8 protein-coding genes are annotated in these 13,284 nt (G+C 70.0%); 2 read left to right on the top strand and 6 right to left on the bottom strand.

The window, feature by feature from the left end; translation table 11 throughout:
* Nucleotides 1-707: 707 nt before the first annotated feature.
* The 5 genes from HZZ10_RS14930 to HZZ10_RS14910 form a co-directional block, all read right to left on the bottom strand.
* Complete coding sequence (locus tag HZZ10_RS14930; RefSeq protein WP_056137067.1) at nucleotides 708-1,709, bottom strand: sugar phosphate isomerase/epimerase family protein; 1,002 nt, start codon at nucleotides 1,707-1,709, stop codon at nucleotides 708-710.
* Nucleotides 1,710-1,967: 258 nt separating this feature from the next.
* The gene (locus HZZ10_RS14925) at nucleotides 1,968-3,143 is read right to left on the bottom strand and encodes a Gfo/Idh/MocA family protein (protein ID WP_056137064.1); all 1,176 of its coding nucleotides are present in this window, start codon (nucleotides 3,141-3,143) and stop codon (nucleotides 1,968-1,970) included.
* Between the two features lie 72 nt (nucleotides 3,144-3,215).
* Nucleotides 3,216-4,316, bottom strand: coding sequence for a substrate-binding domain-containing protein (locus HZZ10_RS14920; protein ID WP_082544243.1), 1,101 nt, complete (start codon nucleotides 4,314-4,316; stop codon nucleotides 3,216-3,218).
* 86 nt (nucleotides 4,317-4,402) lie between these two features.
* On the bottom strand, nucleotides 4,403-5,584 hold the full coding sequence (locus tag HZZ10_RS14915; protein ID WP_179914106.1) for an ABC transporter permease: 1,182 nt from the start codon (nucleotides 5,582-5,584) through the stop codon (nucleotides 4,403-4,405).
* A complete protein-coding gene (locus tag HZZ10_RS14910) occupies nucleotides 5,581-7,110 on the bottom strand; it encodes a sugar ABC transporter ATP-binding protein (protein ID WP_179914105.1) in 1,530 nt (509 codons plus the stop codon). The genes HZZ10_RS14915 and HZZ10_RS14910 overlap by 4 nt, the downstream gene beginning before the upstream one ends.
* Before the next feature lie 117 nt (nucleotides 7,111-7,227).
* Here HZZ10_RS14910 and HZZ10_RS14905 point away from each other — a divergent pair, with 117 nt between their 5' ends.
* The gene (locus HZZ10_RS14905; protein WP_179914104.1) at nucleotides 7,228-8,415 is read left to right on the top strand and encodes an ROK family protein; all 1,188 of its coding nucleotides are present in this window, start codon (nucleotides 7,228-7,230) and stop codon (nucleotides 8,413-8,415) included.
* Between the two features lie 20 nt (nucleotides 8,416-8,435).
* On the opposite strand, the gene ligA is transcribed toward HZZ10_RS14905, so the two are convergent.
* Nucleotides 8,436-10,949: an NAD-dependent DNA ligase LigA gene (ligA, locus tag HZZ10_RS14900; RefSeq protein WP_179914103.1), complete on the bottom strand. Its 2,514-nt coding sequence runs from the start codon at nucleotides 10,947-10,949 to the stop codon at nucleotides 8,436-8,438.
* 190 nt (nucleotides 10,950-11,139) lie between these two features.
* Here ligA and HZZ10_RS14895 point away from each other — a divergent pair, with 190 nt between their 5' ends.
* The gene (locus HZZ10_RS14895) at nucleotides 11,140-13,212 is read left to right on the top strand and encodes a prolyl oligopeptidase family serine peptidase (protein WP_179914102.1); all 2,073 of its coding nucleotides are present in this window, start codon (nucleotides 11,140-11,142) and stop codon (nucleotides 13,210-13,212) included.
* Nucleotides 13,213-13,284: the final 72 nt, after the last annotated feature.

The following is a 13,284-nucleotide window of genomic DNA, read 5'->3' as shown; positions in this document are numbered from 1 at the left end:
GTTAACAACCATACGAAGCAAGCCTCCCTGCAAAGAGAGAACTTGATTAATCAAGGCTACAAACCGAAAACTTGCGTTTTCAATTCATACCAAATAAACCTTGCCATCAGACCAGCCCCGACCGAAAGGCCGAGCACCAATCCAAGACAAGGGGTCTTGGCATTGACTATTAAGCACACTGTTGAGTTCTCAAGGAGCGGACGCGCATCACCCGTTCACTCATAACTGAGCGTCTGGCGTGAGGCAACCGTTCAAACTTACCCGACTCGCTTCCCTGCGTCAACCCGCCGTTTCCAGCGCGTTAACCCGGTCAAGCGGGCCTGGTGAAGACTACCTGATCTTCGCGGCCCTCCGAACCACTCTCACGAGCGACTCGGGCCGATGCCAGACAGCGTGACCGCTGTCCGAACCAGGCTCTCGACACTACCAGTCCCAGGCGAGCCTGAGTAGACCTTCGTGCGGAGAAGTCAGGACCCCGGGACCAGCCACTTCGCGCCGGCTCCGAAGAGCTTCGCAGTGGTGTCTGTGCCTCCCTGTCGGGCTGACGTCGAGAACATTACGCGACGTCAGCCCAGCCGCCAAACCCGTCGACGGTGACCGCAGTCACCCCTGCTCGCCATCGCTGCGCGGTCCGTGCGTCCCCCTCGGGCCCACCCCGGTCGCCGCCGGTCCGGGTGGCGAGCAGGCGCTCCCAGGGGCGCCGATGCTCACCGCGCGCTGAACGCTGCGTCGAAGGCGACGTCGGGGGCGTCGAGCGCCAGACGGCGCACGAGCTCGAGAGCCTCGGGCGCTCCTACCAGCCGGTCCATCCCTGCGTCCTCCCACTCGATCGAGATCGGGCCCGCGTAGCCGATGGTGTTGAGCATGCGGAAGGCGTCCTCCCAGGGGACGTCGCCGCGCCCTGTCGAGATGAAGTCCCACCCGCGGCGCCCGTCAGCCCAGGCGAGGTGCGAGCCGAGGCGCGAGTTGCGGCCGTTGTGCATCCGCTTCTTCGTGTCCTTGCAGTCGACGTGGTAGATCCTGTCCTTGAAGTCCCAGAGGAACCCGACCGGGTCGATGTCCTGCCAGACCATGTGGCTCGGGTCCCAGTTCAGACCGAAGGCCTCCCTGTGCCCGATCGCCTCGAGGGTGCGGACCGTCGTCCAGTAGTCGTAGGCGATCTCGCTCGGGTGGACCTCGTGCGCGAACCTCACGCCCACCTCGTCGAAGACGTCGAGGATCGGGTTCCAGCGGTCGGCGAAGTCCTGGTAGCCGGCGTCCACGGCCTGCTGGCTCACGGGCGGGAACATCGCGACGTACTTCCAGATCGAGGACCCCGTGAAGCCCACGACGGTCTTCACCCCGAGCCGGGCCGCGAGCCGGGCGGTGTGCTTCATCTCCTCGGCCGCGCGCTGGCGCACCCCCTCGGGGTCTCCGTCTCCCCACACGACGTCGGGCAGGATGTCGCGGTGCCGCTGGTCGATCGGGTCGTCGCAGACCGCCTGACCCTTGAGGTGGTTGGAGATCGCGTGGACCTGCAGACCGTGCTCGGCCAGGACGTCCAGCCTTCCCTGCACGTAGGCGTCGTCGTCCCAGCGCCACGGGTCTAGATGGTCGCCCCAGCAGGCGATCTCCAGGCCGTCGTACCCCCAGCCGGCCGCGAGACGCGCGACCTCCTCGAAGGGCAGGTCGGCCCACTGGCCTGTGAAGAGGGTGATCGGTCGGACCATGAGGGACTCCTTCGAGAGGTCTGCGGCACGACTGCTCCGTCGTGCCGTCGGCCGCACCTGCGCGGCCTGTTCTTGCGTGGGTCGGACGCGACCGACCCGTGCTGAGGCCAGGTTGCGGCCCGTCCGTGAACACCCCACAGTGCGTGGCTCGTCGGAGCGCGGTCCGACGGGTGCGGTCCACCCCGGCGATCAGCACGACCGGGGCGAGCGGTGCGACCAGGGATCGGGGCTCGGGGATCAGGGATCAGGGATCAGGGATCAGACCGTCCGCCAGGCGCTCGCGTCAGCCGCTGACTCCTCGACCGCGGCGAGCACCTTCTGCACGGTGAGCCCGTCACGGAAGCTGGGCGCCGGCGGGGTGCCGGCCGCGACCGCGCCGACGAGGTCGACCACCTGGTGGGTGAAGGCGTGCTCGTAGCCGAGCCCGTGACCGGCGGGCCACCAGTGCGAGAGGTAGGGATGGCCCGGCTCGGTCACCACGATCCTGCGGAAGCCGGCGGTCTCGGCGTCTTCGTCGGCGTCGTAGAGGTGGAGCACGTTCATGTCTTCGAAGTCGAAGGCGACCGAGCCGCGCGAGCCGTTGATCTCGAGCCTGATGGCGTTCTTTCGCCCGGCCGCGAAGCGGGTGGCCTCGAAGACGGCGATCCCTCCCCCGGACATCCGGGCGAGGAAGGCCGCGGCGTCGTCGACGGTGACTGGACCGCGACCGCTCCCCGCGACAGCGGACAGCCCGGCCGAGCTCTCGGCGAGGGGCCGTTCGGCGACGAAGGTCTCGAGCATCCCGGACACCCCCGTGATCTGCTCCCCCGTGACGAACTGGGCGAGGTCGATCACGTGCGCACCGATGTCTCCGAGAGCCCCCGAACCGGCTCTGTCCTTGTCGAGGCGCCAGCTGAGCGGAGACTCCTCGTCCGTGAGCCAGTCCTGGAGGTACTGGGCCCGGACGTGGCGCACTGTCCCGATGCGGCCCTCCTCGACCAGGCGTCGGGCGAGCTGGATCGCCGGGACCCGGCGGTAGGTGAAGCCGACCATCGCGAGGACGCCGCGCTCTGCGGCGGCGTCGGCCGCATCGGCCATCTGCGTCGCCTCTGCGACCGAGTTGGCCAAGGGCTTCTCGCAGAGCACATGCTTGCCCGCCTCGAGTGCCGCGATCGCGATCTCGGCGTGCGTGTCTCCAGGGGTGCAGATGTCGACCAGGTCGACGTCGTCGCGGGCGACCAGGTCCTTCCAGCTCGCCTCGGAGCCGAGCCAGCCCAGCCTGTCCGCAGCCGCCTGCGCGCTCTCGGCCGTGCGTCCTGCGACAGCGGTCATCTCGGTCTGCAGCGGCAGGTCGAAGAACCGTGGGGCGGTGCGCCACGCCTGCGAGTGGGCGGCACCCATGAACGAGTGGCCCACCATCCCGATCCCCAGCCGGGGACGTCCGTCAGCCGACATCGTCGACTCCCTTCGAGCAGGGGTGGGGCCGGTCGCCTGGGCGTCGGCCCCACCGTGAGGTCGTGCGGACGGTCAGGACTCGAAGGCTGACGGGAGGTACTGCGCGACGTTGTCGGCCGTCACGACGGGCGCGTACAGCTGCACCTGGCGCGGGACCCCGAGCGAGGCGAGGTCGCTGACCGACTTCTCCTGGACCGCGAGGCGCGCCATCTTGATGCCGTCGGCCGCCTGGGTGGACGGGTAGACGACTGTCGCCTGGAGCACCGAGTCGCCGGCCTCGATCGACCGCATGACGTTGGCCGAGCCAGCCCCGCCGACCATGAAGAACTCGTCGCGCCCGGCACTCTCGATGGCCGCGAGGACACCGACACCCTGGTCGTCGTCGTGGTTCCAGATCGCGTCGATCTGCGGCGCGGCCTGGAGCAGGTTGGCGGTCGCCGACTCACCACCCTGGATGGTGAAGTCGGCGGCCACCCTGTTGTCGACGTCGAGGCCGCAGCCCTCGAGCGCGTCCGCGAAGCCCTGGCTGCGGTCCTGGGTGAGCGGGAGCGAGTCGATCCCGGCGATCTCCGCGACGACGGCGTCGGGGTTGTCGCCCAGCTGCTCGCAGATGTACGTCCCGGCGCTGACCCCCATGCCGTAGTTGTCTCCGAGCACCGTGGCGCGCGCGGCGAAGGGGCTCGAGAACTCGCGGTCGACGTTGATGACCACGATCCCCGCCTCCATGGCCTCGGTCGCGATCTCGGTGAGGGCTGCCCCGTCGAAGGGCAGCAGCACGATGGCGTCGACCCCGTCGTTGATGAAGGTCTCGATCTGGCTGATCTGCAGGCTCACGTCGTTGGTGCCCTCCGCGACGCGGAGCTCGACGTCGGGGTAGTTCTCGGCCTCGGCCTTGGCAGCCTCGGTGATGGCGCCCATCCAGCCGTGGTCGGCTGCCGGGGCGGAGAAGCCGATGACGACGGTGTCACCGGAGGCGTCGTTGTCGGAGGCAGCGGCTGGGGCGGCCGCGGCCGAGGAGTCGGCAGGGGCCGGGGTGTTGGAGGTGCAGGCCGTGAGGACGAGGCCTGCGACGGCGAACCCTGCCACGAGGGCGGGGACGCGTCGTCGGTCTGTGCCGCGCTCCGGCGATCCGGTGCGGGCCGGGGGTGTCTGGCTGAACAGTCGAGCGGACATGAGAATCTCCTGTGATCGTCGTCCTGCTGCGGGTCTGGTGCGGGTGTCGTGCTGAGGCCGGGCCCCGCGGAGGGTGCCCGGGGAGGTCAGGTGGTGCGGCTGCGGGTCGCGAACCTCTGCTGGATGAGGACGGCCGCGACGATGATCACGCCCTTGACGACGGCCTGGGCCGAGGTGGACATGTTGTTCTGCGTGAACACGTTGGTGAGGGTGGTGAAGATCAGCACGCCGAGCACGGTGCCGACGATGGTGCCGCGTCCTCCGGCGAGGAGGGTCCCACCGACGACGACAGCCGCGATGGCGTCGAGCTCGTAGAGCTGGCCGTTGGTCGACGAGCCCGCCGTGGTGCGGGCGAGCATCATGATCCCGGCGATGCCGGCGGTGAGGCCCGAGAGCGCGTAGAGGTACATGGTGTGGCGCCTGACCTTGATCCCGGCGAGGCGCGCAGCCTCCGGGTTGCCGCCCACCGCGACGGTGCGGCGTCCGAAGGTCGTGCGGTTGAGGAGCACCCACCCGCCGACCGAGACGAGCACGAACATCCACACGAGCACCGGGACCCCCAGGACCGAGGCCCTGAAGAAGTCGAGGAACTCCGGGACGCTGACCACCTGGGTCTTGCGGTTGGCGATGATCTCGGCGAGACCGCGTGCGCCGACCATCATGGCGAGGGTCGCCATGAAGCCGACGATCTTGCCGTAGGCGATGAGGATGCCGTTGATGAGCCCGCACGCGACACCGACTGCGAGCGCGACACCGACCATGACGATCCAGTGCGTGTCCCGCGCCATCGTCTGCGTGGCGAGGGTGCTGGCCCAGACTGTGGCGAGCCCGAGCACCGAGCCGACGGAGAGGTCGATCCCTCCGGCGGTGATGACGAAGGTCATCCCGATGCACAGCACGCCGAGCACGGCCGCGAGCCGGAGGATGGTGAGGGCGTTGTCGATGCTCGCGAAGCGCTCTCCGCCGGTCACCGCCCCGACCACGCAGAGCAGCACGAGGGCGAGGACGAGACCGAGGTTGCGGCCGACCGAGCCGTTCAGGCCCAGGCCGCGCGACGTCTCGTGCCCCGACTTGCCGGCCGCGGCGCTCCCTCGTCCGTCGAGGGGGGCCGGTGTGCTCAGCGCCACGCCCACGTCGGGTGGCAGGTCTGCGGAGACGGTCCCGGCAGCGGCGTCCTTGCCGAGGGAGAGGCCTGGTCGTCCCGAGGGTGCTGTCGCACGGTCGCGGTCGCCGGTGCCTGACGGGGGTGTGGTCCTGTGCTCGCTCATGCGGCACGTCCTTCCATGACGAAGGCGAGCACACCGTGCTCGTCGATCGAGTCGGCGGGGCCTGTGTAGACGACGGTTCCTTCAGAGATGACGAGGACGCGGTCTGACATGCCGAGCACCTCGTCGATCTCGCTCGAGACCACGACGACGGCGGCGCCGTCGTCGGCGAGCCTGCGGACCAGGGCGTAGATCTCGGCTCGGGCGCCGACGTCGACGCCGCGGGTGGGCTCGTCGAGCAGCAGCACCCGGCAGCCGTGCACGAGCCAGCGGGCCAGCATCACCTTCTGCTGGTTACCACCCGACAGGGTCCGGGCAGGTCGGTCGACGTCGCTCGGACGTAGGTCGAGCGCGGCGGCCTGCTGCTGCGCAGCGGCGCGTTCCTCCCCCTCGGCGAGCATCCCGCCGCGGGCGAACCGCGCGAAGGTGGAGAGCGTGACGTTGCGGTAGACGGGCTCGTCGAGGAGCAGCCCCTGGCTCTTGCGCTCCTCGGGCGCGAGGCCGATCCCCGCGTCGACGGCCGAGCCGACGGACCCGGGCCGCGTGCGCTGCCCGGCCACACGGACGGAGCCTGCTGTCGCGCGGCGGGCTCCGTAGACGGTCTCGAGGATCTCGGACCGGCCGGAGCCTACTAGACCGGCGAGCCCGACGACCTCGCCAGCACGGACCTCGAGGCTGACGTCAGCGAAGACGCCTGCCAGCCCGAGGCCCTCGACCGCCAGGAGCACCTCGGCGTCGGAGGCGAGCGGCGTGCTCGGGGGGAAGACCTGCTCGACGGTGCGCCCGGTCATGAGACGGATGAGCTCGGGGGTGGGGGTGTCGGAGACCGCGAGGTTCTGGGCGACGGTCCGGCCGTCCTTGAGGACGGTGATGCGGTCGCCGATCGCACGGATCTCTTCGAGCCTGTGCGAGATGTAGACGATCGCGACCCCGGCCGAGGTGAGCTCGCGCACGACCCTGAAGAGGTTCTCGACCTCTTCGGAGTCCAGGACCGCTGAGGGCTCGTCCATGACGATGACGCTCGCGTCACGGGAGAGGGCCCGTGCCATGGAGACGATCTGCTTGCCCGCCGCGGAGAGCGACCCGACGTCGCGGGTGGGCGAGATGCCGGGGTGCCCGAGGCGGGCGAGCAGCTCACGGGTGCGGCGGACCGCGGCACGGCGGCGGGAGAACCCGGCGGAGGCGAGCTCGTGCCCGAGGTAGACGTTCTCGGCGACGCTGAGCCCGTCGACGACGTCGAGCTCTTGGTACATGGTCGCGATCCCGAGATCCAGGGCGGCGACGGGGTGCGGGATGGTGACGGCCTCCCCGCGGACGAGGATCTGCCCTTCGTCGGGCTGGTGGGCTCCGGCGAGCACCTTGATGAGGGTCGACTTGCCGGCGCCGTTCTGGCCGAGGAGGCAGTGCACCTCTCCGGGGAGGATGTCGAGATCGACGCCGTCGAGTGCACGGGCGCCGGGAAACTGCTTGACGATGCTGCGCATCTGCAGGAGCGGCTCTGCTGCTGAGGGTGGGTCCACGGTGACCATGGGTCTGAACCTAGGCGGTACTTCTGTCGACAGTCAAGCAAAAGATGCAAGCAGGGCGATTGTTACCTGCTCGTAATCTGCTAAAGTCGCGCTCATCTGATCCGAGAGGTGGACCCCATGACGACCGAGGAGGCGCTCCGCGTCGTCCCCCGCACGGCCGGAGCCGGGGAGCTGTTCCAGCTGCTCCGCGACGGCCAGCCCCGCACGCGCGCCGAGCTCGCCGCCGTCACCGGGCAGGCACGCTCGACGATCGCTGCGCGCATCGACCTCCTCATGGCCTCCGGGCTCGTGGCCCCGGCCGGGGCGACGACGTCGACCGGGGGCCGACCGCCGGCCACCTTCGCCTTCAACCCTGATGCTCGGGTCGTCCTCGCCGTCGACCTCGGCGCGACGCACGCCCACCTGGCCGTGACAGACCTCGCGTCCACGGTGCTCGCCGAGCTCGAGGCTCCGATCTCGATCGCCGACGGGCCCGACGTGATCCTCGGGTGGGTGGCTCAGACGGGCGAAGAGCTCGTGAGGTCGAGCGGGCGCAGCCTCGACGACCTCGTCTCCGTGGGGGTCGGGCTCCCCGGGCCCGTCGAGCACTCGACGGGACGTCCGATCAACCCGCCGATCATGCCAGCCTGGGACGACGTCGACGTCCCGGGCGTGCTGAGCGCCCGCTTGGGCGCCTCGGTCCTCGTCGACAACGACGTCAACATCATGGCGCTCGGCGAGCACCGCACCGAGTGGCCGGGGGTGAGCGACCTGCTGTTCGTCAAGGTGGCCACAGGCATCGGTGCCGGGATCATCAGCGACGGTGCGCTGCGCCGCGGCGCCCAGGGAGCCGCGGGCGACATCGGGCACGTGGCGGTCTCGGACCGCTCGGAGGTGCCGTGCCGCTGCGGCAACCTCGGCTGCCTCGAGGCCGTCGCGAGCGGGCAGGCCGTCGCGCAGCAGCTCGCTGCGGGCGGGCTCGAGGCGTCGGGGTCCAACGACGTCGTGGCCCTCGTGCGGTCCGGCGACCTCGCCGCGAGCCGCGCTGTCCGCCAGGCCGGGCGCGACATCGGGACCGTGCTCGCCGGGTGCGTGAGCCTGCTCAACCCGTCGATGATCGTGGTCGGCGGGGTGGTCGCGTCGTCCGGGGAGCACCTGATCGCCGGGATCCGCGAGGTCGTCTACAGGCGCTCGCTCCCCCTGGCCACCCAGCACCTGCGGATCGTCGCCTCACGGACCGGCAACCGTGCCGGGGTGCTCGGGGCGAGCGCGATGGCCGTAGACCACGTGCTATCGCCCGAGGCGATCGACGCGCTCATCGGCTGAGCGGCTCGACGCCCGCCATGTCAGTCTTCTGAGTCCGTTGCTGCAGTCTCGGGCTCTGATCCCTCGAGCGGTGAGCCGTCCTCGTCGAGGAGCGGGTCTGCTGCGGCCGGCGGCCCTTCGGCGAGGAGCGTGACAAAACCGGCCTCGTCGAGGATCGTCAGGCCGAGCTCACGCGCCTTGGCCTCCTTCGAGCCCGCGTTCTCCCCCACCACCACGAAGTCGGTCTTCTTCGACACCGAGCCTGCGGCCTTGCCGCCGCGCGCGATGATCGCCTCTTTGACCTGGTCACGGTTGAAGCCCTCGAGCGACCCTGTCACCACGACCGTGAGGCCCTCGAGCGTGCGGACGATGGACTCGTCCCGCTCGTCGCGCATCTGGACCCCTGCCGCACGCCAGCGCTCGATGATCTCGCGGTGCCAGTCGGATCCGTCGACCTCGAGGTCGTCGTCCTCGTCCGCGGGCGGAAGGGTCGCGGGGACCGCGGAGTCCCCCGGGACAGCATCCTCGGACAGCTCTGGGGCATCTCCAGGGACTGCGGCGTCGGATGCTCCGTCGACCGGTGTGACCGTGCCGGACGCCTCGGGCTCGGGTGCCGCAGCGACCGAGGCCCGTCCGTTGAACCAGATGCGGACGGCGCGCGCGATCGTCGGACCGACGCCCTCGGTCGCAGCGAGCTCCTCCTCGGTCGCGTCCATGATCGCCTCGACCGACTCGAAGGCCGTCGCGAGCGCACGGGCGGCGGTCGGGCCGACGTGCCGGATCGACAGGGCCACGAGGACGCGCCACAGCGGCTGCGTCTTGGCCTTCTCGCGCTCGTCGAAGAACTTGACCGTGGTCGCCGAGGGCTTGGACGGGTTCTTGGCGGTGGCCCTGGTGTAGAAGAACGGGATCTGCTCCCACACCCCTGTCCCGACGCCGGCCTTCTTCTTCTCGCGCCACACGAGGACGTCCGCGAGGTCGTCCACCTCGAAGTCGAAGAACCCGGCCTCGGTCTCGAGGACCGGCACCTGGACCGGGACGCCGTCGGCGTCGGCGCTCTCGGGTCGGTTGTGCTCGGGGTCCACGAGGGCGATCGCCGCCTCCCAGCCCATCGCCTCGATGTCGAAGGCACCCCGGCCGGCGAGGTGGAAGACCCGCTCACGCAGCTGAGACGGGCAGGACCGCTGGTTGGGGCAACGGATGTCGACGTCGCCCTCCTTCGCGGGGGCGAGCGGTGTTCCGCACGACGGGCACTCGGTCGGCATGACGAACTCGCGCTCGGAACCGTCACGCAGCTCGACGACAGGCCCGACGATCTCGGGGATGACGTCGCCGGCCTTGCGCAGCACGACGGTGTCGCCGATGAGCACGCCCTTGCGCTTCACCTCGCTGCCGTTGTGGAGCGTCGCCATCGAGACCGTCGACCCGGCGACGAGGACGGGCTCCATCACCCCGAAGGGGGTCACGCGACCGGTCCGCCCCACGTTGACGAGGATGTCCCGCAGCTTCGTGTTGACCTCTTCGGGCGGGTACTTGTATGCGATGGCCCACCGCGGTGCACGGCTCGTGGCGCCGAGCTGGCGCTGGAGGGCCAGCTCGTCGACCTTCACGACGATTCCGTCGAGCTCGTGCTCGATGTCGTGGCGGTGGTCGCCGTAGTAGTCGATCATCTCCTGCACACCGGGCATGCCCTCGACCACGCGGTTGTGGCTCGAGACCGGCACACCCCACTGCTCGAAGAGGGCGTACGCGTCGGACTGGCGGCGCAGGGTCGCGAGCGCACCGGCCTCCCAGTGCAGCGCGCCGACCCCGTGGGCGTACATCCGCAGCGGGCGGCTCGCGGTGACCTTCGGGTTCTTCTGGCGCAGCGACCCCGCCGCGGCGTTGCGAGGGTTGGCGAAGGGCGGCTTGCCGGCGGCCACCTGCGCCTCGTTGAGAGCGGCGAACTGGTCGACGAGCATGAAGACCTCGCCGCGGATCTCGATGAGGTCCGGGTGCGTGGACGGGTCTCCGCCGAGGGTCAGCGGGATGCTCTCGATCGTGCGGACGTTGAGGGTGACGTCCTCCCCCGTCCGCCCGTCACCGCGGGTGGCGGCACGGACCAGGACACCCTTCTCGTAGAGCAGCGCGATGGCCAGCCCGTCGATCTTCACCTCGCAGAGGTAGTGGACCTGCGTCGTGCCGATCTCGCGGTGCACCCGCTCGGCCCAGGCGTCGAGGTCTTCGGCGTTGAAGGCGTTGTCGAGGCTGAGCATCTGCTCGCGGTGGTCCACAGCCGCGAAGTCTGTCGAGAAGGTCCCACCCACCCGCTGGGTCGGAGAGTCGGGGGTGCGCAGCTGCGGGTACGTCTCCTCGATCTGGCCGATCTCGCGCAGCAGGACGTCGTACTCGGCGTCGGACACCGTCGGGGCGTCGCGCACGTAGTAGGCGAACTGGTGCGCCTCGATCTCCTCGGCGAGCACCTTCCAGCGCTGCTGGGCTGCGCTCTGGTCAGGGCTCGCGGCGGTCGCGGACTCGTCGGGACCCTGGACTGCGGGGGGTGTCTTCGTGCTCACCGGACCATCATCGCGCGAGCCACCCACATCCGCCCTGTGACACACGTAGGACGGCGCACGTGCGACGCCCCTGGAGGGTTCGGCCGGCCTCGTACCCCCGGTGACCAGCGCACGAGCACACGTCGAGCGTCGTCCACAGGCACTCCGCGTCGCTCGACAGCAGGACACCCGATCACCGTAGGGTGGTCCGATGACTGCAGAGCAGACCGACACCACCGCCCCGACGGCCGACGCCGACCCGCGCCTGTGGCTCGAGGACGTCGAGGGGGACGACGCCCTCGCCTGGGTCCGCGAGCGCAACGCGCAGACCACGAGCACCCTCGCCGCGACCGAGGAGTTCACCAGCACCCAGGCCGCGCTGCGCGGTGTGCTGGACTCCGACGCGAAGATCCCCGACGTGTCGAAGATCGGCGACCACCTCTACAACTTCTGGAAGGACTCGACGCACGTGCGCGGGCTGTGGCGCCGCACGACGCTCGAGTCGTACAGGACCGACGAGCCCGAGTGGGAGACCGTCCTGGACGTGGACGCCCTCGGTGAGGCCGAGGGTGAGAGCTGGGTGTGGCACGGGGCGAGCATCTTGCGGCCCGCGTACCGCAAGGCTCTCGTGAGCCTGTCGCGCGGGGGTTCCGACGCCGACGTGACGCGCGAGTTCGACCTGGCGACGAAGGAGTTCGTCGCGCCCGAGGACGGCGGGTTCTACCGTCCGGAGTCGAAGGGCGACCTCGCGTGGGTCGACGACGACACCGTGTACGTGTTCACGGACACCGGTGAGGGCAGCATGACGTCCTCCGGGTACCCGCGGGTCGCCCGCCGCTGGCACCGTGGGACCCCGCTCGAGTCGGCGACGGTCCTCTACGAGGGCCGTACGGACGACATGTACATCTCGGCCTTCCGCAGCCACACCCCGGGCTTCGTCCGCGACTTCGTGGCACGCTCCCTCGCCTTCTACAGCAACGAGCTCTACGTGCTCGCCGCCGACGACTCCCTGACCAAGATCGACGTGCCTGACTCGGCCGAGGTCGGCTTCCGCCGCGAGTGGCTGCTGGTCGAGCTCCGCGACGACTGGACCGTCGGTGGGACGACCTTCACCTCGGGCTCGTTGCTGGCGACGGGCTTCGACGACTTCCTCGCTGGTGGTCGAGACTTCACGGTGCTGTTCGAGCCTGACGAGTCGACGTCTCTCGCCGGGGCGACGTGGACGGAGCACCACCTGGTGCTCAACGTCCTCGCCGACGTGAAGAACCGCCTGCACGTGCTCACCCCGCCGGCCGACGGTGCTGGGCCGTGGGAGCGCAGCGAGATGCTCGGTGCCCCGAAGATCGGGACCGTCGCCGTCCGTGCCGTCGACGTCGACGCCTCGGACGACGTGTGGCTGGTCGCGACCGACTACCTCACGCCGACCACCCTCTCGATCGCGACTGTCGGGCAGGAGCCGGAGCTGCTCAAGTCGATGCCGGTGTTCTTCGACGCCGACGGCCTCACGGTCGAGCAGCACTTCGCGACGTCGGACGACGGCACGAAGGTGCCGTACTTCCTGGTGCGCCGCGCCGACCTCGCGCTCGACGGCACCGCCCCGACGCTGCTCTACGGCTACGGAGGCTTCGAGATCTCCTTGACCCCCGGGTACTCGGGCGGGCTCGGACGGGCGTGGCTCGAGCAGGGCGGCGTGTACGCGGTCGCGAACATCCGCGGGGGCGGCGAGTACGGACCCCGCTGGCACCAGCTCGCCCTCCAGGAGAACCGCCACCGCGCCTACGAGGACTTCTCCTCGGTCGCGAAGGACCTCGTGACGCGTGGCATCACCTCCCGCGCGCACCTCGGGGTGCAGGGTGGGTCGAACGGCGGGCTGCTCACGGGCAACATGCTCACCCAGTACCCGGAGCTCTTCGGCGCCGTGGTGATCCAGGTGCCCCTGCTCGACATGAAGCGGTACTCCCACTTGCTCGCGGGCGCGTCGTGGATGGCTGAGTACGGCGACCCTGACGACCCCGCGCAGTGGGAGTTCATCCAGACCTTCTCGCCGTACCACCTCTTCGACGCAGACCGGGAGTACCCGCCGGTCCTCTTCACGACGTCGACGCGCGACGACAGGGTCCACCCGGGCCACGCCCGCAAGCTCGCTGCAGCGATGATCGAGGCCGGCAAGGACGTCACGTACTACGAGAACATCGAGGGTGGCCACGGCGGCGCCGCGAACAACGAGCAGGCGTCCTTCATGCAGGCGCTGGCCTACAGGTTCCTGTGGGAGCGCCTGGGCTGAGAAGTACAGGACCCGGCTCTCCGACGGCGGCGCACCCCACCGGGTGCGCCGCCGTCGCGCTGCCAGCCTGCT

Origin of the sequence: Sanguibacter inulinus (assembly GCF_013415325.1) — a bacterium.
Classification (GTDB): domain Bacteria; phylum Actinomycetota; class Actinomycetes; order Actinomycetales; family Cellulomonadaceae; genus Sanguibacter; species Sanguibacter inulinus.
The sequence above is the reverse complement of the archived record's forward strand: the minus strand, read 5'-3'. Positions and strand labels throughout refer to the sequence as shown.

What these genes read in the sequence shown, in the direction of transcription:
- HZZ10_RS14895 (WP_179914102.1), top strand. Translation starts at nt 11,140, where the DNA reads ATGACTGCAGAGCAGACCGACACCACCGCCCCGACGGCCGACGCCGAC.
- HZZ10_RS14915 (WP_179914106.1), bottom strand. Translation starts at nt 5,584, where the DNA reads ATGAGCGAGCACAGGACCACACCCCCGTCAGGCACCGGCGACCGCGAC.
- HZZ10_RS14920 (WP_082544243.1), bottom strand. Translation starts at nt 4,316, where the DNA reads ATGTCCGCTCGACTGTTCAGCCAGACACCCCCGGCCCGCACCGGATCG.
- HZZ10_RS14925 (WP_056137064.1), bottom strand. Translation starts at nt 3,143, where the DNA reads ATGTCGGCTGACGGACGTCCCCGGCTGGGGATCGGGATGGTGGGCCAC.
- HZZ10_RS14910 (WP_179914105.1), bottom strand. Translation starts at nt 7,110, where the DNA reads ATGGTCACCGTGGACCCACCCTCAGCAGCAGAGCCGCTCCTGCAGATG.
- HZZ10_RS14930 (WP_056137067.1), bottom strand. Translation starts at nt 1,709, where the DNA reads ATGGTCCGACCGATCACCCTCTTCACAGGCCAGTGGGCCGACCTGCCC.
- HZZ10_RS14905 (WP_179914104.1), top strand. Translation starts at nt 7,228, where the DNA reads ATGACGACCGAGGAGGCGCTCCGCGTCGTCCCCCGCACGGCCGGAGCC.